At 61.3% G+C, this 23,437-nt stretch carries 26 protein-coding genes; 14 read left to right on the top strand and 12 right to left on the bottom strand.

The window, feature by feature from the left end; genetic code table 11:
• Nucleotides 1-4: 4 nt before the first annotated feature.
• The 3 genes from K3752_RS14660 to K3752_RS14650 are packed head-to-tail and all read right to left on the bottom strand — an operon-like array spanning nucleotide 5 to nucleotide 2,834.
• On the bottom strand, nucleotides 5-871 hold the full coding sequence (locus K3752_RS14660) for an aminoglycoside phosphotransferase family protein (RefSeq protein ID WP_260063631.1): 867 nt from the start codon (nucleotides 869-871) through the stop codon (nucleotides 5-7).
• A gap of 52 nt (nucleotides 872-923) precedes the next feature.
• On the bottom strand, nucleotides 924-1,589 hold the full coding sequence (locus K3752_RS14655; protein ID WP_170439259.1) for a flagellar hook capping FlgD N-terminal domain-containing protein: 666 nt from the start codon (nucleotides 1,587-1,589) through the stop codon (nucleotides 924-926).
• Nucleotides 1,590-1,592: 3 nt separating this feature from the next.
• Nucleotides 1,593-2,834 (bottom strand): flagellar hook-length control protein FliK, encoded by a 1,242-nt coding sequence (locus K3752_RS14650; RefSeq protein WP_260063630.1) that lies wholly within the window; start codon nucleotides 2,832-2,834, stop codon nucleotides 1,593-1,595.
• Between the two features lie 111 nt (nucleotides 2,835-2,945).
• On the opposite strand from K3752_RS14650, the gene K3752_RS14645 reads away from it, so the two are divergent.
• From K3752_RS14645 to K3752_RS14620, 6 genes are all read left to right on the top strand, one after another.
• Nucleotides 2,946-3,221 (top strand): rod-binding protein, encoded by a 276-nt coding sequence (locus K3752_RS14645; RefSeq protein ID WP_170341256.1) that lies wholly within the window; start codon nucleotides 2,946-2,948, stop codon nucleotides 3,219-3,221.
• Nucleotides 3,211-3,570: a flagellar biosynthesis protein FlgN gene (locus tag K3752_RS14640; RefSeq protein WP_260063629.1), complete on the top strand. Its 360-nt coding sequence runs from the start codon at nucleotides 3,211-3,213 to the stop codon at nucleotides 3,568-3,570. The genes K3752_RS14645 and K3752_RS14640 overlap by 11 nt, the downstream gene beginning before the upstream one ends.
• 207 nt (nucleotides 3,571-3,777) lie before the next feature.
• Entirely contained in the window at nucleotides 3,778-5,025 is a 1,248-nt protein-coding gene (locus tag K3752_RS14635; protein ID WP_260063628.1) for a flagellin, read from the top strand.
• A 78-nt stretch (nucleotides 5,026-5,103) separates the two neighbouring features.
• Entirely contained in the window at nucleotides 5,104-5,478 is a 375-nt protein-coding gene (gene flaF / locus K3752_RS14630) for a flagellar biosynthesis regulator FlaF (protein ID WP_260063627.1), read from the top strand.
• Nucleotides 5,478-5,879, top strand: a complete 402-nt coding sequence (gene flbT / locus K3752_RS14625; RefSeq protein ID WP_170370105.1) for a flagellar biosynthesis repressor FlbT — start codon at nucleotides 5,478-5,480, stop codon at nucleotides 5,877-5,879. Before flaF ends, flbT begins: the two co-directional genes overlap by 1 nt.
• Nucleotides 5,876-6,673, top strand: coding sequence for a DUF1217 domain-containing protein (locus K3752_RS14620; protein ID WP_170433955.1), 798 nt, complete (start codon nucleotides 5,876-5,878; stop codon nucleotides 6,671-6,673). Before flbT ends, K3752_RS14620 begins: the two co-directional genes overlap by 4 nt.
• Nucleotides 6,674-6,781: 108 nt before the next feature.
• Here K3752_RS14620 and K3752_RS14615 read toward each other — a convergent pair whose 3' ends face one another.
• From K3752_RS14615 to K3752_RS14605, 3 genes are all read right to left on the bottom strand, one after another.
• On the bottom strand, nucleotides 6,782-8,353 hold the full coding sequence (locus K3752_RS14615) for a DUF427 domain-containing protein (RefSeq protein WP_170360768.1): 1,572 nt from the start codon (nucleotides 8,351-8,353) through the stop codon (nucleotides 6,782-6,784).
• Between the two features lie 103 nt (nucleotides 8,354-8,456).
• Nucleotides 8,457-9,158, bottom strand: a complete 702-nt coding sequence (locus K3752_RS14610) for a helix-turn-helix domain-containing protein (RefSeq protein WP_093964234.1) — start codon at nucleotides 9,156-9,158, stop codon at nucleotides 8,457-8,459.
• The gene (locus tag K3752_RS14605) at nucleotides 9,130-9,417 is read right to left on the bottom strand and encodes a hypothetical protein (RefSeq protein WP_093964235.1); all 288 of its coding nucleotides are present in this window, start codon (nucleotides 9,415-9,417) and stop codon (nucleotides 9,130-9,132) included. The genes K3752_RS14610 and K3752_RS14605 overlap by 29 nt, the downstream gene beginning before the upstream one ends.
• A gap of 176 nt (nucleotides 9,418-9,593) precedes the next feature.
• Here K3752_RS14605 and K3752_RS14600 point away from each other — a divergent pair, with 176 nt between their 5' ends.
• The 4 genes from K3752_RS14600 (at nucleotide 9,594) to K3752_RS14585 (ending at nucleotide 13,528) form a co-directional block, all read left to right on the top strand.
• A complete protein-coding gene (locus tag K3752_RS14600; protein WP_260063626.1) occupies nucleotides 9,594-10,058 on the top strand; it encodes a hypothetical protein in 465 nt (154 codons plus the stop codon).
• Nucleotides 10,059-10,169: 111 nt separating this feature from the next.
• Complete coding sequence (locus K3752_RS14595; RefSeq protein WP_170360772.1) at nucleotides 10,170-10,787, top strand: ribonuclease HII; 618 nt, start codon at nucleotides 10,170-10,172, stop codon at nucleotides 10,785-10,787.
• A gap of 106 nt (nucleotides 10,788-10,893) precedes the next feature.
• Nucleotides 10,894-11,997, top strand: a complete 1,104-nt coding sequence (locus K3752_RS14590) for a site-specific DNA-methyltransferase (RefSeq protein WP_260063625.1) — start codon at nucleotides 10,894-10,896, stop codon at nucleotides 11,995-11,997.
• A gap of 145 nt (nucleotides 11,998-12,142) precedes the next feature.
• Nucleotides 12,143-13,528: an adenylate/guanylate cyclase domain-containing protein gene (locus K3752_RS14585; RefSeq protein WP_170372961.1), complete on the top strand. Its 1,386-nt coding sequence runs from the start codon at nucleotides 12,143-12,145 to the stop codon at nucleotides 13,526-13,528.
• A gap of 6 nt (nucleotides 13,529-13,534) precedes the next feature.
• Here K3752_RS14585 and K3752_RS14580 read toward each other — a convergent pair whose 3' ends face one another.
• The gene (locus K3752_RS14580) at nucleotides 13,535-14,671 is read right to left on the bottom strand and encodes an alkane 1-monooxygenase (protein ID WP_260063624.1); all 1,137 of its coding nucleotides are present in this window, start codon (nucleotides 14,669-14,671) and stop codon (nucleotides 13,535-13,537) included.
• Nucleotides 14,672-14,694: 23 nt separating this feature from the next.
• The gene (mutY, locus tag K3752_RS14575; protein ID WP_260063623.1) at nucleotides 14,695-15,786 is read right to left on the bottom strand and encodes an A/G-specific adenine glycosylase; all 1,092 of its coding nucleotides are present in this window, start codon (nucleotides 15,784-15,786) and stop codon (nucleotides 14,695-14,697) included.
• 81 nt (nucleotides 15,787-15,867) lie between these two features.
• On the opposite strand from mutY, the gene K3752_RS14570 reads away from it, so the two are divergent.
• Genes K3752_RS14570 through K3752_RS14560 form a run of 3 tightly spaced genes read left to right on the top strand, consistent with a single transcriptional unit; the run spans nucleotide 15,868 to nucleotide 18,165 of the window.
• Nucleotides 15,868-16,374 (top strand): DUF721 domain-containing protein, encoded by a 507-nt coding sequence (locus K3752_RS14570; protein ID WP_170341278.1) that lies wholly within the window; start codon nucleotides 15,868-15,870, stop codon nucleotides 16,372-16,374.
• Nucleotides 16,375-16,387: 13 nt separating this feature from the next.
• Nucleotides 16,388-17,053 (top strand): DsbA family protein, encoded by a 666-nt coding sequence (locus K3752_RS14565; protein WP_260063622.1) that lies wholly within the window; start codon nucleotides 16,388-16,390, stop codon nucleotides 17,051-17,053.
• Nucleotides 17,053-18,165, top strand: a complete 1,113-nt coding sequence (locus K3752_RS14560; protein WP_260063621.1) for a CaiB/BaiF CoA-transferase family protein — start codon at nucleotides 17,053-17,055, stop codon at nucleotides 18,163-18,165. The genes K3752_RS14565 and K3752_RS14560 overlap by 1 nt, the downstream gene beginning before the upstream one ends.
• On the opposite strand, the gene lpxK is transcribed toward K3752_RS14560, so the two are convergent.
• The 4 genes from lpxK to K3752_RS14540 are packed head-to-tail and all read right to left on the bottom strand — an operon-like array spanning nucleotide 18,162 to nucleotide 22,512.
• Nucleotides 18,162-19,160, bottom strand: a complete 999-nt coding sequence (gene lpxK, locus K3752_RS14555; RefSeq protein ID WP_260063620.1) for a tetraacyldisaccharide 4'-kinase — start codon at nucleotides 19,158-19,160, stop codon at nucleotides 18,162-18,164. The two genes, K3752_RS14560 and lpxK, sit on opposite strands and share 4 nt — an antisense overlap.
• Nucleotides 19,147-20,382, bottom strand: coding sequence for a 3-deoxy-D-manno-octulosonic acid transferase (locus tag K3752_RS14550; RefSeq protein ID WP_260063619.1), 1,236 nt, complete (start codon nucleotides 20,380-20,382; stop codon nucleotides 19,147-19,149). The genes lpxK and K3752_RS14550 overlap by 14 nt, the downstream gene beginning before the upstream one ends.
• Nucleotides 20,379-21,179 carry a 3'(2'),5'-bisphosphate nucleotidase CysQ gene (locus K3752_RS14545; protein WP_260063618.1) on the bottom strand — a complete coding sequence of 267 codons (801 nt, stop codon included), beginning with the start codon at nucleotides 21,177-21,179 and terminating at the stop codon, nucleotides 20,379-20,381. Before K3752_RS14545 ends, K3752_RS14550 begins: the two co-directional genes overlap by 4 nt.
• Nucleotides 21,166-22,512 carry a TldD/PmbA family protein gene (locus K3752_RS14540; RefSeq protein WP_260063617.1) on the bottom strand — a complete coding sequence of 449 codons (1,347 nt, stop codon included), beginning with the start codon at nucleotides 22,510-22,512 and terminating at the stop codon, nucleotides 21,166-21,168. The genes K3752_RS14545 and K3752_RS14540 overlap by 14 nt, the downstream gene beginning before the upstream one ends.
• Before the next feature lie 328 nt (nucleotides 22,513-22,840).
• Between K3752_RS14540 and K3752_RS14535 the strand changes: the two genes are divergently transcribed.
• Nucleotides 22,841-23,392, top strand: coding sequence for an FkbM family methyltransferase (locus tag K3752_RS14535; protein ID WP_260063616.1), 552 nt, complete (start codon nucleotides 22,841-22,843; stop codon nucleotides 23,390-23,392).
• Nucleotides 23,393-23,437: the final 45 nt, after the last annotated feature.

Here is a 23,437-nt window from a genome sequence, read left to right as displayed (position 1 = left end):
ACAGTCAGAGGGCCGCAACCTCAAGGTCAAAGCCGGCCCTATAGGCTGGCGCACCATTCTCGGCCCGCCACAGGCAGTAGGCGGCCATACGCCAATTGTACCAGGGCTTCAGCTCGAGGTATCGGCGCACCGTCTGCGGGCTGTCATAGGCCGACAGAAACGCAGCCTCTTCCTCGGGGCTCAGCGGCTTGCCACGATAGAGGTGCTGCATTGCGGGTGACAGGAACAGGGCAAGATCCTCGCATGGGTCACCCATCGCCGGGCATTGCCAGTCGATCAGTGTCAGCCCCGCAGGGGAGACGAGGATGTTGCCGGCCACCGGGTCGCCATGGATCAGGCATACTCGGGGGGTCGGCGGCACCTGGACACTGGGTTTGCGTTCGGCCAGAACGGCGCTGAGTTCCGAGCGGCAACCCTTCAAGATACGGGTGCCGTGATGATCGAGATCAACGCTTCCATTGCATCCCTTAGGGACCTCAAGCACGATTTCTCGGGCGTGCAGATCATGCAGCAGTTGCGCCACCTGCGCGGTTCCTTCTCGCCACGGAGTGCCAGCCGCATGGTCATAGAAAACCCAGCGATCCGAGCCAAAGCTGCCCGAGGCGCGAAGCCGCGGAACAAACCCCGTCGCAGCAAGTGCGTGCAGACAGGCTGCTTCGAGTTGGGCGTCGTTGCGAAACAGCGGGTTTTGAAGGGAAGACCGATAGACCTTCAAAACCCGGTCCGGCTCGGCGTCCAGTACCTTCCACACCTGGTTCGTGCGTCCGCCATACAGCGTCTCGAACTGGGCGTCTTTTGCGATCAACCCGCTTTCGGCAAGTTGGTCTGCAAGGCCGGGTGGAGGAGCGGTTGGAACGGACAGTTGAGACACCGAAGCGTTGCGAATCTGGACCGCCAATCCTTGGCCCGCAGCGCCCCTGAGTTCAAGCGCCGGTACGAACGGCAACGATGTCGGTTGCCGGAATCACGACGCCGCTGTCCAAGGTCAACATGACGACACCGGCCCCGACTTGTGCTTCGACGACGCGGCTGTAGGTGGCCGCAGGCCGCGCCGAGAGCAGTTCATCCCCCAAATAGCTTTCCAGCGTTGCGGAATAGGTGCCGTTGGGCATCGGAATGCCCGATGCATCCACTCCAGCCCAAAGAAACTCGGTCTCGGATACCGGAACAGAGACCCGGTCGATTTCGGTTCCGTCAGAATCCTTGATGACCAGTACAGACGCATCCGCGCCCAGGTCGGGCTGAGTGAATATGGTCTGTGGCTGGCCAGCAAACCGGAAGGAGGCTGCCCCCTGAACATCGACCCCAATCCAGTTTGACAGCTCATCCAGATTGACGCTGCTCAGGGCGGCGGTGAGGTTTGCCAGAAGGTCGTTGGTCTGCACCTGCTGCTCGACCATCGAAAACTGGGCGAGTTGCGACGCATATTCCGACGAATCCAGTGGCTCCAGCGGGTCCTGGTTGCGCGCCTGCGCCGTCAACATCATGAGAAACGTCTCAAAGTCCGAGGTCAGCCCTGTCGCTGTCGAAGTTCCCGTTGGCTGCGCTGTTGAGGGTGTTTGTGTCGCGGATGCCGCAGTGGTGATCATGGTTCAAAGCCTCAGGTCCAACGCCCGGTCCACCTGGGTTGGGCGGGTCCGAGCGGGTGTTTCGGTTGCAGGGTCAAGGTCCCCTGCGGTGATGAATGTGCTTCGTTCAGTTGGCTCAGCGTCCTGTTCTGGGTTCGCCGAGGTGCCCAGATCAAAGGAAAGATCGCCCAGCCCCATCTCTTTGAACTCGGCTGAAAGGATCGAAATATGCCGGCGCATGAGATCCATGGTTTCGGGCCGGTCAGCGACGATCATCATGTGCAACCCGTCTTCGCGCCCGGTCACCTTGATCGAAACTTTGCCCAGCTCTTCCGGAGTCAGTGCGATTTCCACGCTTCCGCTTCCCGGCTTTGCGACGATGGTGGCCGCCATTTGCCCGGCGACCGCCCGAGCAATTTCTGCCCGGCCCGAGAGCGGGGCGCTGTTGGTCGGGCCTGTATCCCTTTGCGCTGGGGTCGTACCCAAGTCCTGCGTTGGCATCCGGTCGCGCAGACTGTCCTCTGGCATCCGGTCCTTCAGTGCTGCGCGTTCCGATGTACCAACGATCTGCGCCCGGATGATGGATTCCGTTCTTTGGCCCGCAGGTTTGGCCGGCCGTTGATCCACCCCCCACGATCCGGTGGCCTGCTCGTCGCGCCTGGCTTCTTTACCGGTTGCAGTGCGCAATTCGTCCTTTCGGTTCTGCAGCCCTCCACTCACTCCAGGTTCGGTGGCGTTCAACTGCTCTTTTGCGGCTGACGCAGGTTGGGGCGCTGTGCTCGCGGCACGCTCGGGCGCTTCGGCTCCCTTGCCCGTGTCGCCCGCGAGCGATCGGCGATCGGGATCAGAGGTTACTGCGCGCATGGCCGCGGCGGCAGTTGACTGGCGTCCCTCCGCCGGAGGGCTGGCCTCGAGAGTGGCGTGCGCCGTCGCCTCGCGCTTTGGAAGTTCACCGGGCGTTGCCGCGGACAGAGGCGTGTCTTTCTGTCGGGCGTCCTGTTGTGATCCCTGCAAATCCAGCGGTTCAGCCAAATCGGGTTCGGCTTGCGGGACGTCAGGGTCGGTGTTTTCATCGCCATCCACGATTTCCGGACCCGCGCGGCTGTCCGGATGAGGTTTCGCCTCGGCCTCTAGGTTCGGCATCTCATCTTCGGCCATGAGTTCCGCGAAATCAGAGTCGCCTTTTGTTTGGGGCTCGGACTTTGCGGCCCAATTCGGCTTTCCGCCGGAAATCACATTGGTCATCATGGTCAGGGCGTTGGGCATTTTGCTCCGGCTCCGGTTGTTTGGCCCAAACCTGCCCTCAAGGTAGTTACGTTTATTTTAACCGCTCTTCGCTTTGATCGACAAAGATCGAAACAATTTTCGGAGAGGGCGATGGAAATCCCAAACCTCGCGCCGGTACCACGCAGCAATATGACCGAACAAAGACTCAAGGCCGCAGCGGTCGAGCTTGAGGCAACTTTTCTAGCCGAAATGCTGAAAGCCGCAGGCTTGGACAAGGCGCGGCAGGCTTTCGGAGGTGGCGCGGGCGAAGACCAGTTCTCGTCTTTCCTGCTGCAGGAGCAGGCCAGGCAATTGGCCCGATCCGGCGGGATCGGACTGTCTGAAACCCTTTTCAATGCAATGATGGAGAAGACCCATGCCGACTGAGCACAAGCAGGGACTGATCAACGCTCTCGAGGAGGTTCTTGATCTCGAGCGCAGGGCTTTGGTCGAGGGGGACCTGGATCGACTGGGCCAGATGATGCCGCAGAAGGAAAAGCTGATCGGCGCAATCAACGAGATGCAGGTGCACGACAGTGACGACTTGATTCGGCTGCACAAGAAGGTCGAGCGCAATCAGGGCCTGCTGAACAGCGCGGCCGAAGGGATTCGGGCGGTCATGAACCGGATGGCTGAACTCAGAAAAATCCGGCAGGAATTCACGACCTATGACGCGTCCGGGCAACGCAATGGTTTCGCCGTCCGTCAGGATCCCAAGCTGGAAAAACGTGCTTAACGGCCGGTTTGATTCAAATCCGTCCTTTTCCGTCGGACCGCCTTAGCACTCCGTTAGGAGGTCAGGCCCAATAGTGGTCCCGCACCTCGAAAGAAGGTGGCGCGAGCACCGACCGGTAGCTCGCACAGGTCAGAACGACAACACGTCCGCCAATGATGGTCGGGCGTCACTGGGCGAAGAAGGCCCGAATGGAAAAGGATGAAAAACATGTCCAGCATTCTGACAAACAACGGCGCGATGGTGGCGCTGCAGACCCTGAAATCGGTCAACAAGAACCTTGCAGCAACCCAGAACGCGATTTCGACGGGTAAAGATGTCGCTACCGCCAAGGACAACTCGGCCGTATGGGCGATTTCCAAGGTGATGGAATCCGACGTCAACGGTTTCAACGCGATCAAGGATAGCCTGGCATTGGGTGAATCGACTGTCGCCGTGGCGCGGAACGCTTCGGAAACCGTGACCGACCTGCTGACCCAGATGAAGAACAAGATCGTCGCCGCACAGGAGGACAACGTCGACCGCGGCAAGATCAATGATGACGTAACCGCCCTGCGGGACCAGATCGCATCGGTTGTCGGTGCCGCACAGTTCAACGGCCTCAATCTTTTGGACGGGTCAGCGGGCACCGCATCGATCCTGTCGTCGCTGGATCGCGACAGTGCGGGCAACGTGACCTCGTCGTCGATATCTGTGGCCAGCCAGGACCTGTCGACCGGTGGATATGCCAGCAAGGGTGTTCTGGCCGGCTCGGACAACGCGACCACTGACAATGACGCCGCCGGGTTCACAATGGACAAGTCGGGCGGGTCCGGTGATATCGTGATCGATAGTTCGACCGACAACTTCGCCGTCGGTGACAAAGTGTCGATCACGATCGGGGACAAAGTTGCTTCGTACACCGTACAGGCCAGCGATCTGGACCCTTCGGGAACCTATGACTCTGCCTACACAGATGCCATCGTGGCAGTGGGGCTGAAGAACCAGATCGACGCGCTTGGGATCACCGGTGTTGCGATCGATTATGACTCCAGCGCGCCGGGTACGCTGTCCTTCGTGACCGGGACCGCAACCGCTGGTGCTGACGCAGATCGCGACGTAACCGTTTCGGCCCAGTTCACCAATGCCGGTTCTGGCGGTCTTGGTGCGCTGTCGTCGATTGACGTTTCGACCAGTGCCGGCGCTGCCGCAGCACTGGGCACGATCGAAACCTTGATCGACACGGCGATTGACGCGTCGGCCGCATTCGGTTCGGCGCAAGGGCGGATCGAGACCCAGAAGGAGTTCATCTCGAACCTGACTGACTCATTCAAATCCGGCATCGGCTCGCTGGTGGACGCCGATATGGAAGAGACCTCGGCCCGTCTGCAGGCCCTGCAGGTCCAGCAGCAATTGGCGACACAATCGCTGTCGATCGCCAACCAGGCGCCGCAGTCGATCCTGTCGCTGTTCCGCTAACGCGGAAACTTGGTCGGGGCGTGACCAACGCGCCCCGGCTGTGACTGCAAATACGACGGCCTTTTGAAAGGAATTCAAGTGACCCTGCAAACGCTTGCCCAACGGGCATATGCTCAGTCCGCCGCTCCGACGCGAACCCCGCGTGATACCGAATATGAGGCGATTTCAAAGATCACGCATCGGCTCAAGGCAGCGGCCGCGCGCAAAGCCTCGGATTTCGCGGGCTTTGTTCAGGCCCTGCATGAAAACCGCCGCTTGTGGTCCGTTCTGGCCAACGGCGTCGTGGATTCGGACAATGCACTGCCGAATGAGCTGCGCGCGCGGATCTTCTATCTGGCCGAGTTCACCGAGCAGCACACGGGCCAGGTTCTGGCCAGCAAGGCTGGGGTCGAGCCGCTGCTTGAAATCAATCTGGCGGTTTTGCGCGGGCTGCGTCAGCGGGGGACCGCGTAATGGGCGGGCTGGTTCTGAAGCTGGCGCCGAAAGAGCGGGTTTTGATCAATGGCGTAGTGATTGAGAACGGCGATCGGCGGACCCGCTTTTCAATCATGACGCCCGAGGCAAATGTCCTTCGGTTGCGCGACGCGATACATCCCGACGAAGTGACAACCCCGGTCCGGCGCGTGTGTTACGCGGCCCAGCTGGTCCTGTCCGGAGATCTGGAAGCCGGAGACGCAAAACAACAGCTGCTGCGACGGATCGAGGAACTGAGCCAGGTCTTCACGGATGTCGACAGTCGCCGGGTCCTGGCACAGGCGACCGAAGCCCTGGTGGCCGAGCAGTACTACAAATGCCTGAAGGCGCTTCGATCGTTGCTGCCGCGCGAAGAGCGTCTGATGGCCTATCGGCAATGACATTCCTGCCGGTCATTCCAACTGGGGGTATCGTGGGGTGGCGTTTTTTGCAGCGCACCTATGACGCCCAGTTGCAGGCCTTTTCCACCTCGGCGGTCAATGACCGGGACACGCAGTATTTTGTGGAAAACATCCGAAACGTCCGATCGGCAGAAGATCTGGTCTCTGACCGGCGACTGCTGCAGGTCGCGTTGGGCGCGTTCGGATTGGAAGGTGACCTGGACAATCGGTACTTCATTCAAAAGGTCTTGTCAGACGGTACGAGTTCGGATGACGCCCTTGCGAACCGGCTTGCTGACAGCAGATATCGGGAGTTTTCCGAAGCATTCGGCTTGGGTCCGGGCGAAGTTCGGAAAACCGCACTGATCACTGACATGGACAAGATCGCTCAGAAGAATGTCGTCGCCGGGTTCGAAAGCTCGGTCGGAGAAACCGACGACTCGATGCGGATCGCACTTTTTGCCCAGCACGCTTTGAAAGACCTTGCCGGGCAGTCCGGAAGCGAGACCAAGAAGTGGTACGATCTGATGAGCCTGCCGCCGTTGCGCAGCATGATGGAAACAGCGTTGGGCCTGCCGTCAAGCTTTGGCCAGCTGGATATCGACAAGCAGCTGGACGTATTTCGGGACAAGCTGAGCAGAGTGACCGGTTCGCCGAACCTTTCGCAGTTCGTCGATGCCGATGCAATTGCCGAACTGACGGATACTTATCTCGCCCGAACTCAGATCGCACAGATGCAGAGTTCGATTTCTCCCGCGCAAACTGCGTTGATTTTGCTGGGCGCCGCAAGTTGAACCGTTCGGGCTAAGGTCAGTACCTCGCGCCAGGATCAGAAAGCGCACCAGTGCCGTGCGCAGCTATGAATGGCTATTTGGGATCGGGGGGGCAAGGGTGCCGGATGCTCAGGCATCCAGAACCGTGTCAGCGGATGTCTGCAAGGCAAAAGACATCACCGGATGCGAAACGTTGTGCAAGTCGACCGGCCCCAATGGAACGGCCCGGGAACAGGCCGGCTCGATATCTTCGGAAACGACGATCCGATGGCCATTGAGCTTGCCGAACTCGCCCAACCGCGCCGCGACATTGGCTGCATGTCCGATCACCGTGAAATCAAGCCGCTCGCGCGAACCGACATTTCCGTACGTAACACGCCCGAACGATACGCCGATCGAGCAATCGCATTGCCGGTTCTTGTCGGAGCGACGCAGCTCGGCCAATTTCTCGACGATTTCAACGGCACTGCGCTGAGCGTCTGACCGTGCCTTGCCGGGGTCCTCACCTGCCGGGAAAACCGCAAGAACGGCGTCGCCGATGAATTTTAGAACCTCACCGTCGTTGTCGTGGACGATGCCGGACACCGTTTCGAAGAATTCGTTCAACAGGTTGATGTATTCCGTGCGGCCCAGATCCTCTTCCAGGCTGGTCGAGTTGCGCAGGTCACAGAACATGATGGCCGCGTCGATGTCATCGCCGTCGCCGCGACGAATGTCGCCGCCCAAAACGCGGGCCCCGGTTCGTTTGCCCACATAGGTCTCGAGAAGGGCCTGAGAATTCTCGCGCTGCATGAACACCTCATAGTAGCGGGCGATGACGGCCGAGCACTCAAAGACAAGCCCCAGGTTTTCCGTGGTAAAGCCGTTGGGGTGGTCGCAGGTCAACGTCAGGACATTGATACGCCCGTCGGAAAACGGCAGAGGCATTGCCACGTAATCGGTGCCCCCCTTGGCGCGCAGGTCCTCCATGATGGGGAAACTGTTGTGGGGGTTGTCTACGTTCAGCCGTTGCCGAACGCCGCCCAATCCGTTCGAGACATGCCGCAAGGGGCTGTTGATGAACGCGGGGTGGTCGTGAATCTCGTAGGTTGGAATATTGGTCGAAATCTCCTCGGCACCCTTTTCCCAGATGTAGTGCTTGCCTGCGATCAGGGGATGCAGCGACCAGACAAGGATGCTGAGACGTTGAATGGCGATGCCGTGTTCCAGCATTTTTTCGGCCAGGGTCTTGGTGAAATCTTCCGGTGTTGAGATCGACCCCGCGCCACGCATCAACCAATCGATCAACGGGCCGCTGATGTTGCCGTCTCGCGGTTGGCGCAATTGATTGTCGCCCAGATCGATATGAGTGTAGGCCGCCGGCATGAAGCCGATGTGACCTTGGATGGCCTTGCTTTCAGGCAGAGAATCCTCGTAGGCCCAAACCGAGTTTGCCAACCGTTCGTCGCCGATCAGGACATCGTGATAGGTTGCCGTGCCCTTGAACGGGCAGAAGGTCTGCAACTCGGTCTCGCCGCTCAGATCAACGCGCACGTCTTCGCGCGGAACATAAATCGCAGGCGGCAGCCGGGTTTCATACATGACCTTGGCATTCGTGCTTTCAGCCAGAAGGATGTCATCGCGGTAGATGGCAACCCTGCCGTCAAGCGTTTCGATCGAAATTCCGTAGCCGTTCGTATTCCGTGTGGCGTGGACATTCATCGGCCGTCTCCCTTGCCCGGGTCCCTAGAGGATGGGCTTTTGCAGCCCGATTTCCAAGGGGCGCAACACAGAATTTACCGATCGCGATCCACGGCCGAGGTGGTCAGACCATCTGGATCACGTCTTTTTCGATCGCCAGCATATAGCCCTTTTTGGCGATGTTTTTGACCAACAGCTCGCTGACCATCTGATTGCCCAGCGCGTCCCGCAGCCGTTTGATGCGCGTGGCCCCGGCAGCTTCGTCACAGTCCGATATGTCTCGGCCAGAGATCATGGCTTCGATCTGAACCCCCGACAGCACTTCGTCGTCAAGGCGGGACTCGGCCAAGACGGCCAGTGTTTCCATCGCTGCGGGCGTCAGCTTGAAATCCATGTTGTTCAGGTAGACGGTGTTCTCTTCGCGACTGATCAGCAGCGACGTGACCTGGATTCCCGTGCGCTCGATCTGGGCCATTCGACGGTTCAACGTCACCAGCATCACCAGAAACACCAAGGCGGCCAACAGCATGGCCGTGGCAAAGATCAGCAGCACGAAGATCACCATCCGGTAGCTGGCCAGCGTGTCGGCAAATGCGGTTCCGGATTGCGCGAGGATCTCCAGCAATCGGATTTCAGCCTGGGTGGTCAGATCGCTTTCGACGAACAGCCGCTCGACCCGTGCGTTGAAAGCATTGGCATCGGGCAGGGTCCAGAACAAGAAGGCGGCGGCCGTGATCAGGATCACGACGATTGCGGCGATGCCTGCTCCGACCAGCCGGGTGCCAGACCGCCGAGCCTCAGAAACGGAGATAGAATTTTCCGGCATTGGCCTTCCTTTGATCCAACCCTTCCGGTCCGAAAACGCTGATCACGTTGAGCAACGTCCACCCCGAGGATTTCAGCCTTTTGGCCACCTCTTGCTTGGCTTGCCCCTTTTTGCAGGCGGACACCTGCATCACGCCATAGTGCAGGCGCAGCGGGTTGTCCTGTTTGGCCTTGTAATCGGCATAGCATTCGGCCGCCGAAACGGTGGTGCTCAGCGATATCAACGTCGCAACGACCAGGAAAGAGAGGATCTGTTTCATAGGCTGCATCCTGCGCATGGCTTGGCACGATATTCAATATCTCAAAGGGTTTGCGGCGATGATATCGGATAACACTGGGCCGTTATTGCTTGTCTGTCGGCGGGTGGCCGAAAGCTGTTGCATCAGTTTCGCGGTCAGCCAGTGGCGCCGCGTCCAGCTTTGAAAGGACACTTGTCATGCACCGGAAGTTCATCGCCCTCGTCGTCGCCACCGCAGTCGCCATCACCGGCGTTTCCGCATCCCAGGCCAAGGCGGCCGACGCCCATGATATTCTGGGCGGGTTGGCGGCCATTGCCATCATCGGTGCGGCCGTCAATCACTATAACAAGGAAAAGCGCAAAGAGCGTGTCACCCGGCAGAACAACTATGTCTACCAGCCGCAAAACGTTCGGCCCGATCATATCCGCCCGCTGCCCCGGCGCGTCGCCCGCTACGACCTGCCGCAACGTTGCCTGAAGACCTACAACGGCTATTCGAAGAAACGTCCTTTGCTGGGGCTGAATTGCCTCGAGAAACACTACAAACATGCCAATAGCCTGCCACAACAGTGCAAAGTGGGGTTCTGGGACGGCAAGAAGGTGAAGCGGGCCTACGAACCCGCCTGCCTGCGCCAGAAAGGATACCGCGTGGTTTACCAGTAGTCGGTTTCGAGCAGGAGCAGCGCCGCAGAAGCGCTGTACGGGAAGGGGGCGGCCTGGGTCGCCTCCTTCTTTTTTGTTGCGGTTCGGACCAAAAAGCGGTTTGCCGAGGGGATGACGACTCCGACGTTTGAATTGGAACAGGCGCTGATTGCGCAGGGCTACCCCCGAATAGCCGGTGTAGACGAGGTGGGCCGCGGCCCGTTGGCCGGTCCGGTCGTTGCGGCCGCGGTCATTCTGAATCCGCAAGACATCCCCGACGGTTTGAATGACTCCAAGAAGCTGACGGCGCGAAGGCGGCGCACCCTTGACGAAGATCTGCGCGCCCGGGCCGAGTTTGCCATTGCCGAGGCGTCGGTTGAGGAAATTGATGACCTCAATATCTTGTATGCCTCTCATCTGGCGATGGAGCGCGCCGTCGCCGCCCTGCATCCTGCGCCGGACTACCTGTTGATCGACGGCAATCTGATCCCCAAAGGGCTGACCTTGCCGGCGCAGGCTGTGGTCAAGGGGGATGCGAAGTCAGTCTCGATTGCGGCGGCGTCGATCCTTGCAAAGAATTGGCGCGATCAACTGATGGTGGATTTGGCGCAACAGCATCCGGGCTACGGCTGGGAAACCAATGCGGGCTATCCGTCCAAACAACACCGCGAGGCGCTGCAAAATCTTGGGGTAACCCCACACCATAGACGTTCGTTCAAGCCCGTCCACAATATCTTGTATCAAGAGTAAATCGTAACCCCCTGATTCAAAAAAGAATTTGACGCCGAATCCGGTTTGACTCATCCTAGTCTCAACCAAATGAGCGCAAAAGCGCCGTGGAACTTGAGGCAGAGACATGACAACCACCAAGACAAAGGGCGCATCCGCGCTCCCTTTAAACACGATTATATCTGGCGACTGCATCGAGGTGATGAACAGTCTGCCCGAGGCGTCGGTCGACCTGATTTTTGCGGATCCGCCGTATAATTTGCAACTGAAAGGACAGTTGCATCGCCCGGACAACAGCCAGGTGGATGCGGTCGATGATCATTGGGACCAGTTCTCGAGCTTTGCCGCCTATGACCAGTTTACCCGCGAGTGGCTGAAGGCCGCGCATCGCCTGCTCAAGCCCAATGGGGCGATCTGGGTGATCGGCTCGTATCATAACATCTTCCGCGTGGGCTCGGCCCTGCAGGATGCGGGCTATTGGATTTTGAACGACGTGATCTGGCGCAAATCGAACCCGATGCCGAATTTCCGCGGCAAGCGGTTCACCAACGCGCATGAGACGATGATCTGGGCCAGCAAGCGGGAAGGGGCGAAATACACCTTCAACTATGAGGCGCTGAAGGCCTTGAATGAAGGCGTGCAGATGCGCAGCGACTGGGTGCTGCCGATCTGCACGGGCCACGAGCGCCTGAAAGATGAAAACGGGGACAAGGCGCACCCGACGCAGAAGCCTGAGTCTTTGTTGCACAGGGTTCTGGTTGGTTCGACCAATCCGGGCGACGTGGTGCTTGATCCGTTCTTCGGCACCGGCACCACCGGCGCGGTGGCCAAGATGCTGGGGCGCGAGTTCATCGGGATCGAGCGCGAGGACAGCTATCGCAAGGTGGCCGAAAAGCGCATCGCCAAGGTGCGCAAGTTCGACCGTGACGCGCTCGAGGTCAGCGCGAGCAAGCGCGCCGAACCGCGCGTGCCCTTCGGCCAGCTGGTCGAACGCGGCATGTTGCGCCCGGGCGAAGAGCTGTATTCGATGAACCGGCGTCACAAGGCCAAGGTGCGGGCCGACGGCACGCTGGTGGGCGACAACATCAAGGGCTCGATCCATCAGGTGGGCGCGCATCTGGAAAACGCGCCGTCCTGCAATGGCTGGACATACTGGTGCTTCAAGCGCGACGGAAAAACCGTTCCGATCGACGTGCTGCGCCAGCAGATCCGGGCCGAACTGCACAACTGATTCCACCAATACCGCCGGTGCCTGTGGCCTGACACATGGTACCAAGCCTTGCCCCGCCGAACCCGGCGGGGTCTTTTGTTTTTGGCCCCGTGATGTTTGGATGGTTCGACCCCATATCCCGCTACATAGCGAGGGAGCATCAGAAATGTCTGATACCACGGCCAGCCAATCCCGGATTCAGCGGTTTTTCGTGACCACGCCGGACAAATTCAATTTGGACAACAAATACACCGAAGCCGCGCTGGAACGGCACAAGCGCGAAGGGCTGGAACTGGCCGTCCGCGCCCGCTGGATCGCCATGGCGTTGACCGGTGTCCTGCTGGTGTTTCTGAATCCGAACTGGGATGTGATGTGGTATCATTTCATCCTGCTGCTACTCTGCGGCAACGGCTGGTTGATCCGGCGCGCTGGCCGTGTGGGCCAATCCCGGATCGAGCTTCTGCTGATTTTCGCCGATCTGCTGATCATGACGCTGGGCATGGTCGTTCCCAACCCGTTCAGCGACGATGTGCGCCCGCTGGCGATGCAGTACCGGTTCGACAATTTCCAGTATTTCTTCATCATCCTGGCCGCAGGTACGCTGGCCTATTCCTGGCGCACGGTGATCGCCATGGGCAGCTGGACGGCCCTGATGTGGACGGCGGGCTGGATCGTCGCCTGGTGGGTGGCCACGCCCATCTCTGGCCTCAGCGAAAAGGTTGCCACCGCGTTGCAGGGCTATCCGGCCGTGGCCGAACTGTTGGACCCCAACAGCTTCATGGTTCCGATGCGCGTGCAAGAGGTGATCGTGTTCATGATGGTCGCGGTTACGCTGGGCGTGTCGATGCGGCGGCTCAATCGCCTGTTGATCTCAAATGCTGGACTGGAGCGGGAACGCGCCAACCTGTCGCGATACTTCTCGCCCAACGTGGTCGAGGAGCTGAGCCAGAACGACGAACCGCTCAAGCAGGTGCGCAAGGAAAACATCGCGGTTCTGTTCATCGACATCGTGGGCTTCACGAAATTCGCTGCCGGCCGCGACCCGTATGAGGTGATCGAGGTGCTGCGGGGCTTCCATGCGCGAATGGAGGCCGAGGTGTTCCATCACCACGGAACCTTGGACAAGTATCTGGGCGACGGGCTGATGGCCACGTTCGGCACGCCGGTTCCAACTCCGCTGGACGCGGTCAACGCCCTGTCCTGCGCGCGGTCAATGGCTGACATCATCGACCGTTGGAATCTGGAACGCCGACGGGCAGGCGAGCAGGAGATTCAGGTTGGCATCGGTGTTCACTACGGTCCGGTCGTTCTGGGCGACATCGGGGCCAACCGGCTGGAATTCGCGGTGATCGGAGACGCGGTCAATCTGGCTGCCAAGCTTGAAGCAATGACGCGAAAGATGGGTGCGCGGATTGTCATCAGCGACGCGCTGCGCGAAAAGGCCCTAAGCGAAGCGTCGACGGCTGCCGATCTGATGAACGGGTTCCAGCGCCACGATGCACAGGCGGTTGGCGGCGTCGAGCGGCCGGTCGATATCTGGGCGCTGCGTTGACCGCTCTCAGGACCGTGGCATCGGAAGCATTGCCTTGTTGTACGGCTTCCAGTCCGTGATCTCGGGGTAGTACTGTCGCCGCCAAGCCCGCACCCGCGGGTTCATCACACGCCGCCACAGCGGCGGGACCATCGCCGCGATCGTCATCACCGGATAGCCATAGGGCAGTTGCGGGGCCGCTTCGGCAGGGTGGTTCTGCAGCAGCGGAAACCGCCGGTTGGGCTTGTAATGGTGGTCCGAGTGGCGTTGCAGATTGATCAGCAGCCAGTTCGAGGCCTTGTGCGCGGCGTTCCACGAATGGCGCGGCCGGACGTGCTCGTATTTGCCGTCGCCCAGGTATTTGCGCGTCAGGCCGTAATGTTCGACATAGTTGACCAGCTCCAGCTGCCAGATCGCGGTGCCCGCCTGAACCAGGAACAGCCCCAGCCCCGCCCATCCGCCGAGCAGCAGCGCCAGCGCCAGCATCAACCCCTGCAGCGCCCAGTACCGCCAGAACGGGTTCGACCGGTCCGTCCAGTTCAGCCCTTTGCGCGCCAGCTTGGCCTTCTCGGCCTGGAACGCGGACACCAGGCACTGGCGCAGGACGCGCGGATAGAAGCGGTGGAACCCCTCGTTGTAGCGCGCGGTCACCGGGTCGCGGGGCGTGCCGACATAGCGGTGGTGCACCAGCAGGTGTTCGGACCGGAAATGCGAATACAGAACCATCGCCAGCAGGATGTCGCCCAGCCACCGCTCCAGCCGGCCCTTCTGGTGCATCAGTTCGTGGCTGTAGTTGATGCCGATCGTGCCCGAGATCACGCCCATCCCGAAGAACAGCCCGATCTTTTCCAGTGATGACAGATGATCGGCGCGGGTGGCGTAGCAGATCAGGCCATAGAGCGTGAAAAACTGGACCGGAACCCAGGCCTTGGTCAGCAGGACGTACCAGCGCAGCGCGTCCTCGGGCGTTTCGGGGTCGGCGTTTTCAAGGTTCAGCCCGGTCAGGCCGTCCAGCGCCGCAAACAACCACCAGGTGGACAGCGGCACCAGCAGCACCCACCAGCCACCGGCGAAAGCAGTGAACCACAGGATCGGGATCAATATGAACGAAACCCAGAAAGGAAGGGCTGATTGCCAGCGCGACAGGGTATCAGTCGAGATCATGGTCAGGCTCCGAAACTCTGCCGTCAGGATAATCCTGCCCGATCCATTTTCCCAGATGCAGAACTGCCGCGCCACAGATCATGCGCCTTGCGCATCACGGTCGGAAGAGCGCCGGGGCGAAAGGCATGTATGGGCGTCACGACCAAGCCCACGGGGTCCACCTCTGCGGGAACGGCGGCGGTCCAGACGCGCAGGGTCAGGTGGAAATGGGTAAAGGTATGGCGCACCTCGGCGGGCAGCAGGGTCCAATCGGCCGGAAAGGGCGGCGCTTCGGCCGCGTCCTCGGCCCAGTCCGAGCCCGGAAAGCCCAGCATCCCGCCCAACAACCCGGTTTCTGGGCGGCGTTCCAGCAGGATTGCGCCATCGGCGCGCTGCGCGATGTAGACGTGGCCAAGCCGGGTGGGCTTCGGTGCCTTGGGCGTCTTGCGTGGCAGGTCGGCCTGTGTTCCGGCAACGCGGGCCTCGCACGGGTCTCGCAGGGGGCAGATGCCACAGGCCGGAGACTTCGGCGTACAATTCGTGGCCCCCAGATCCATCACCGCCTGAGCATAGTCGCCGGGGCGGTCGTCCGGGGTCAGCGCGGCGGCCTTCGCCTTCAGCAGAGGTTTCGATTTCGGCAACGGGTCGTGGATGTCATACAGCCGGGCCATGACCCGCTCGACATTTCCGTCCAGCACGGTTTCCGGCCGGTCAAAGGCGATGGCCGCGATGGCGGCGGCAGTGTAGGGGCCGATGCCGGGCAGCTTCAGCAGCGCATCATGGCTGTCAGGAAAGCGCCCGTCGTGCTGGTCCACCACCGCGCGGGCGCATTTCAGCAGGTTGCGGGCGCGGGCGTAATAGCCCAGCCCGGCCCATTCCGCCATCACCTGGTCATCGGGTGCGGCGGCCAGCGCCCGGACATCCGGCCAACGCGAGGTGAACCGCAGGAAATAATCCCGCACGGCGGCCACCGTGGTCTGCTGCAACATCACCTCGGATAGCCACACGCGATAGGGGTCGGGTTGCACGCCCGCGGCCCTGTCGGCGGGGCTGACCCGCCACGGCAGGTCGCGGGCATGTCGGTCGTACCAGGCAAGCAGGCTGCGGCTCAGGTCGAAAGTGGCGGTGTCACGCAAGTTTTATCCATTTCTCTGTCGGGTTTCGCTGGCGCCCGGATGCACGCCCATTACAATAGCGGCGCAAGAGTTGGAAACCAGATGCAACCAAGACGGTCCACCACCCGCGGGTTCAAACGCACCGCGTCCTTGCTGAGCGATCGGATCCGCAAAGCCGGTGAAAGTCGCGGCTTTGCCGTGTCGCGCCTGTTGACCCATTGGGCCGATATCGTGGGCCCCGACATCGCCGCCATCGCCCGACCGGTCAAGGTGGGCTATGGAAAGGGTGGGTTCGGCGCCACATTGACCGTGCTGACCACCGGACCGCAGGCCCCGATGCTCGAGATGCAGAAGGACCGTCTGCGCGACAAAGTGAATGCCGTCTATGGCTACAGTGCCATCAGCCGCATCCGCATCACCCAGACCGCTCCCACAGGATTTGCCGAGGGGCAGGCCAGTTTCGAGCATCGGCCGAAACAGGCGAAACCCACCATCGCGCCGGAAGTCGTTGCCGAGGCAGACAAAGTGACGCGCGAGGTTCACGACCAAGACTTGCGTGCTGCCCTTGAACGACTGGGCCGGAACGTTCTATCCAAACAAAAACGCTGAGAAAGGGCTGAGTATGAGCCGTATTGCAACCGTAATCTGCGCGGCCGTGGCGCTGGCCGCAGGCGGCTATTGGCTGACCCAATCGCCAAGCACCGTGCCTGTGCCACAACTGGTCGGCAGCGCCGAAGCGCAAAACGCCGATCTGGACACCTCGACCATCGTCGAGATGGTGCAGGGGGCCGAGGATGCGCCGGTCGAAATCATCGAATACGCGTCCTATACCTGCCCGCACTGCGCGAATTTCCATCAGGGGCCATACAAGCAGCTCAAGAAGGATTACATCGACACAGGCAAGGTCAAGTTCATCTACCGCGAGGTCTTTTTCGACCGCTACGGCATCTGGGCGTCGATGGTGGCGCGCTGTGGTGGCCCCGAAAAGTTCTTTGGCATCACCGACCTGATCTATCAGGGCCAGTCCGAATGGACCCGCGCCGGCGGCCCGGCCGAGATCGTGGAAGAACTGCGCAAGATCGGCCGTCTGGCCGGGCTGAGCAACGATCAGCTGGAAGCCTGCCTGCAGGACGGCACCAAGGCGCAGACCCTCGTCGCCTGGTATCAGAAAAACGCCGAGAAAGACGGGATCCAGGCCACCCCGTCCTTTGTCGTCAACGGCAAGAAGGTCGACAACCAGTCCTATGACGAGTTCAAGGCTCTGATCGAAAAGGAACTGGGCAACTGATGACCGGGCCTCTGGCCGGTCTGAAGGTTGTCGAACTGGCGCGCATTCTGGCTGGCCCCTGGGCCGGCCAGACCTTTGCCGATCTGGGCGCCGAGGTCATCAAGGTGGAATCCCCGGCCGGCGACGACACCCGCGCCTGGGGTCCGCCCTTCGTGACCCGCGATCAGGATGTCTCGGCGGCCTATTACCATTCGACCAATCGCGGCAAGGCGTCGGTGATCGCCGATTTCTCGACCCCCGAAGGGCAGCAGAAGGTGCGCGCGCTGGTCGCTGACGCCGACGTGGTGATCGAGAATTTCAAGGTCGGCGGGCTGAAGAAATACGGGCTGGACTATGACAGCCTCAGCCAGTTGAACCCGCGCCTCGTCTTTTGCTCGATCACCGGGTTCGGGCAGACCGGGCCTTATGCGCACCGGGCCGGGTATGATTTCATCATCCAGGGCATGTCGGGTCTGATGTCCGTGACCGGAGAGCCCGACGGCCAGCCGCAGAAGGCAGGCGTGGCGATCACCGACGTGTTCACCGGCATTTATGCGGTGGCCGGGGTTCTGGCCGCCCTGCACCAGCGCCAGCGCACCGGGCGCGGGCAGCATGTGGACATGGCCTTGCTGGACGTGGCCGTGGCGGTCACGGCAAACCAGGCGCTGAACTATCTGACGACCGGTCAGGTGCCGCAGCGCATGGGCAACGCGCATGTGAACCTGGCGCCCTACCAGGTGTTCGACTGTGCCGACGGACACATCATCATCGCCACCGGCAATGACCGGCAGTATCAGCGCCTGTGCCAGGTGTTGAACCTGCCTGACATGGCCGAGGCGCCCGAATACCTGCACAACAAGGACCGGTTGGCCAATCGCCGCACCCTGATTGCACGGCTGAACGGGGCCACGGCAACCTGGGCCAAAGCCGACCTGCTGGCGGCCTGCGAGGCGCAAGGCATCCCCGCCGGGCCGATCAACACGCTGGACGAGGTCATGGCCGATCCGCAGGTGATCGCGCGCGGCATGCAGATCGACCTGGACGGGGTGCCGGGGATTCGCGCGCCATTCGTCTTTTCGGATGCCGATCTGAACCTTTCGCGCCCCGCCCCGAAACTGGGCGAAGACGACTAGGGCGGCGGCGCGGCCGTCAGCAACCGCTGACGCACGTTGTCGGCCTGATCCACCTGCAGGCGCACCGGTAGGGTGATGACCTTGCTGCGGAAGGCGGGCGGCAGGCGAACGGCGTCTTTTTCGGTGGTGACCATTTGCGCTCCCAGCAGCCGCGCCTCGTTTTCCAGCCGGGTCATCAGGGCCGGCGTCAGCGGCTGGTGATCGTCCAGCGCCTCGGCCCGCAGCAGCCGCGCGCCCTGTTGGCGCAAGGTCTGAAAGAACTTCTCGGGGTGGCCGATACCGGCAAAGGCCAGAACCGGAGTTTCGCTCCAGTCCATCCCGGTTTGCAGCGCCGTGACCTGACCGGTGGCGTGCTGAACGCCTAGCTTGTCGCCCCATAGCTGCGCGAACCGCTCCTGCGCGGCCAAGTCACCCAGCGACAATACCAGGTCGGCCCTTTGCAACCCGACATCGACCGGCTCGCGCAGCGGTCCGGCCGGCAGACACAAGCCGTTGCCAAAGCCGCGGGCCGCATCCACAACGACGATCGAGAATGTCTTGGCCACCGAGGGGTTCTGGAACCCGTCGTCCAGCACGATCACGGTAGCGCCGTTCTCGACGGCGGCGCGGGCGCCGGCGGCACGGTCCTTGGCGACCCAGACCTCGGCGAAGGCCGCCAGCAACAATGGCTCGTCTCCGACCTGCGCCGCCGTTTGTCGGACCGGGTCGACCCGAACCGGCCCCTCAAGCGATCCGCCATGGCCGCGGGTGACCACATGCGGCGTGTGATACGCGTCACGCAACTGTTCCAGAACCCATATTGCCGTCGGCGTTTTTCCAGTGCCGCCAGCATTCAGGTTGCCGACGCAGATCACGGGTACACCCGGATCAACCCCGGGCCCCGACGCCACCCGCCGCGCCGTTGCCCGCGCATAGACGCGGCCAAGCGGCGCCAGCAGCCTTGCGCGCAGGCCGGGGTGATCCGGCGCGTTGTTCCAGAATTCAGGCGCCCTCATGTTCCGCTCCGTGCTGGTCCAGATGTTCCTGTACCATGTCGATCAGAGTATCCACCTGGGGCGCGCTCTCGGTCACCAGTTGCCAACCGGCAAGGGCCATGTTCGCGGCCAGGTCCGGGGCCAGCAATTCAACGACAGTGTCGCCCAGTTCGGTGGCGGTGCGAATCTCTCGAGCGGCTCCTACACCATCAAGCGCGTCATACAGGGCCTTGTGGCCGCTCACGTCTGGTCCATGGATCAGGGCCGAGCCCAGGGCTGCGGCCGCGATCGGGTCATGCCCGCCTATTCCCGACTCGAGCGTGCTGCCCATGAACGTCACCGGAGAGACGCGATACCACAGGCCAAGGGCCTCGGGGTCCGACGCAAGGATGACCTGGGTCATGTCTTCGATCATGTCCCCATCTTCCCAGTTGGCACAGCGCAGGTCCATCGTTTCCAGCCTTTTGCGCAGGGGCGCCGCCTCGGACATGTCCGCGACGTGCAGGATCAGGGCCAGCCTCGGCAGCGTCCGCATGGCCTGCCGATGTGCGCTGAGAACCGAGATGAATTCCTTGGCGTCAACCCACGCCGCCAGCCAGACCGGCCGCCCTGCCAACGCATGGTTCGTCTCGATCAGTTCGTCCTCGGGCCAGGGGCGAAGGGTGGGGCTGATACTGAGCGGCGGAAATAGTGCCACCTTCGATGCCGGGACGCCCAGACGTCGGATTTGCCGGGCTGCATCCTCGGACGTGACGTGGATCGCACGGAAGCAGTCAAAGGTATAGCGATTGATGTCCGGCAGCCATTTCCCGACAAAGGCAACACGAACGTCGTTCTCGCCCTCAAGCAGGACCATGGGTATACCGCGTTCGGCCGCGCGGGTGATCACGTTGGGCATCAGGCCGCCGCCGACCCACAGCCCCATGTCGGGCTGCCAGTGCTCCAGGAATCCACGCGCCGCGCCGGTTTTTTCGTCAGGCAGCGGAACCAATTCCATGTCGCAGCCTGCCCAGCGTGTCAGGTCAGCGTCAGGCGGGACGGTCAACAGAATCGACAACCCTGGCCGGGACTGCTGCAGCCGCTTGCAAAAGTCGTTCACCGCGCGCAGGCGCTGAGCGTTGGCAACATGAATCCAAAGCAACTCACCCGCGGGGCGAGGCGGTGTGTTGTGTCCGGGGGGCTTGGGTACACCCCAGGAAAACGCGCGATAGGCCGCCAGGCTGAGGGATCGCGGTTTGCTCATGCCCGATGCCCTTGAATTGGCTGATCCAGACGTCCCATCAGCACCTTATGCAATTCGGACCCGGCTCCAACGACACCGTTCAGCCGTGGGTTGGGGTTGTTGAACCGCAACGGGCGCCCGGTACGGTCTGTACAGGTGCCGCCTGCTTCGCGCAGGATCAGGTCCCCGGCCGCGATGTCCCATTCCCAGCTTGGGCGCAAGGTCAGCATCCCGTCGAACCTGCCCTGTGCGACCAGCGCCATACGGTAGGCCAGCGACGGGCGATAGGCCCGACGGAAGATCGGCGCGACGCCCTCCTGCCAATGATCCGGTTTCAGGTTCGGCTTTGCGGCCAGAACCTCGGCTTCGGCCTCCGAGGCCGCCGCGGTCACCCGGATCGGCTGACCGTTCAGGGTTGCCCCCTGTCCCCGCGCGGCAGCAAACAGCATGTCGCGCATCGGCAGGTAGATCACGCCGGCGATGACTTGTCCGCGATCGGCGATCGCCAAGGAATGCGCCCAGGTGCGCGACCCTTCGGCAAAGCTGCGGGTGCCGTCGATCGGGTCGATGATGAACACTCGGTCACGGGTCAACCGGTCCTGATTGTCCTCGGTCTCCTCGCTCAGCCAGCCATATCCGGGCCGCGCGCTGGGCAGGCGTTGTTCCAGCATCGCGTTGACGGCCAGATCAGCCTCGGTCACCGGCCCGGCGCCCTTGGGTTTGTCCCAGCTCTGCATCTCGCGGCCTGCATAGGCGACGGCAATCCGGCCGGCCTCACGTGCGGCGTCGATCAGCAGGGACAGGTCAGTTTCCGGCAAGTGTCATCCCTTCGATCAGAAGCGAGGGCACAACCCGGGACAGATAGGTACGCGCGTCATTGGCCGGGATGATCCGCATCAGCATGTCCCGCAGGTTTCCGGCAATGGTGCATTCGTTGACCGGGTGCGAGATCTCGCCGTTTTCGACCCAGAAACCCGACGCACCGCGTGAGTAATCGCCGGTATTGGGGTTGATGGTGGAACCGATCATCGAAGTCACCAGCAATCCCGTTCCCATGTCACGAAGCAGGTCGTCGCGGCTGGATTCACCCTGGGTCAGGCTCAGGTTCCAGTTGCTGGGAGATGGAGGACCGGACACGCCACGGGCGGCGTTCCCGGTGGAATTCATGCCCAGTTTGCGCGCGCTTGAAAGATCCAGTGTCCATCCGGTCAGCACGCCGTTTTCGACGATCATCCGGCGCGCGGTCGGCAATCCTTCGGCATCAAACGGGCGCGATCCTGCAATTCTGGGGCGATGGGGGTCTTCGATCAGCGACAGATGTGCAGGCAGCACCTGCTGGCCCAGGCTGTCCTTGAGCCAGGAGGCGCCGCGGGCCACCGCCGCGCCGTTGCTGGCCGCCAGAAGATGCCCGATCAATGAGGACGAAATCCGCTCGTCGAACAATACCGGGAAACGCCCTGTTTCCGGCTTTCGGGCACCCACTCGCTGCACGGCACGCTCGCCCGCGATCCGGCCGATCTCGTAGGGGCTGCGCAGGTCGGACTGAAAGCTGCGGCTGTCTCCGTCATAGTCGCGTTCCATCCCGGTGCCTTCGCCCGAGATCGCCACGCATGAAACCGAGCGGCTGCTGCGCGCATAGCCACCGGAAAATCCATTTGTCGCGGACAGATGAACCCGGTGGGTGCCATAGGATGCCGCCGCATCAGACACCTGGGTAACGCCTTCCACCGCCAGGGCCGCAGCCTCGGCGGTCAGCGCGTCCTGCATCAGAGCGTCTGCTGAAGGTTCGGGCGTGGGGTCAAAAAGCTCCAAGGAGTCGACGGAAAAACCGCTGGCCAGTTGTTCCGGATCTGCCAAGCCAGCGAACGGATCCTCGGGCGCTTCGCGTGCCATGGCCACGGCCCGTTCGGCCATGGCGGCAAGCGTTTCGGGACGACTGTCCGAGCCTGACACGATGGCCTGCTGCTTGCCGATGAAAACACGCAACCCCACGTCGGTGCTTTCGGCGCGTTCGGCGTGCTCCAAAGCGCCGCCACGCACCTCGACCGAGACCGAGGATCCGTCGATCACGATCGTGTCGGCCGCTTCGGCTCCGGCCTTGCGGGCGAGGTCCAGCATTTCGTGGCTGATTGCTTCGGGTGATCGGGTCATGGTTCCTCCAATTGATTGTATTGGACCTAGCCTTGGTCAACCCGCCTCGCAAGCCCTGTGATCGTTTGCAATTCTCTTCAACTTGTTGAAGCATCCTTTTCGTGGAAGAGCTGGTTGTTGTTCGCACAACCTGCTCATGCGAAGGAACAAGCACTGCCATAAACGAAATATCGGAGTGCCAGTCACAGACAGGAGAAAGATGCAGAAACACCTTACGCTACGCGGTGTCCAGATTCCCGACGACCCTCAAATCATAACCCCCCAAGTTAAACGCTCGATACTCGCTGGAAGATACGAGAGGGACGAGGTTGGGGGGTTGCCGAAGTTCATGCAGGCTGACGACCGCGTTGTTGAGCTTGGTGCGGGTATAGGTTTTATTTCGACCTTTCTGTATACGCAGCTTGGGGTGTCAAAGTTAACCTGTATAGAAGCAAATCCTTCGCTCTGCGAGTTCATCGGCCGTGTTCACAGAGCCAATGACGCAACCGGTTTGAACGTACTAAACGCGGTGGCGGTAGGGGCCAGTGAAGTTGCGGGAAAATCAAGGTTCTACTTGCGGGAACCATTCTGGTCGTCGTCACTTGATCCAGAGCCTGAGTACAAAAAGTCAATAGAAGTGGACAGGATTCCTTTATCCGATGTGCTAAGGGAGACCAGAGCAAATGTTTTGATTGTCGATATTGAAGGGGGCGAAAGAACTCTATTCAATGACATAGATTTGGTAGGTATCCAAAAAATCTACCTAGAAGTGCACACTCGGAAGATCGGGTTGCGCGGCATTCAGTCTTGTTTCGATTCCTTGTCCGCATTGGGGTTCGCATACGATCAAAGAGTTAGCTGCGGCGGGTCAGTTCTATTCCGCCGCGTTCGAAAACAATAACGTGCAACTGTAGTATACGTGTGAGGCCGCCTTTTGGCGGCCTCA

It is taken from the genome of Ruegeria sp. B32 (genome assembly GCF_025141855.1).
In the GTDB taxonomy this organism is placed as follows: Bacteria; Pseudomonadota; Alphaproteobacteria; order Rhodobacterales; family Rhodobacteraceae; genus Ruegeria; species Ruegeria arenilitoris.
This window is presented reverse-complemented; position numbering and strand designations above follow the sequence as displayed.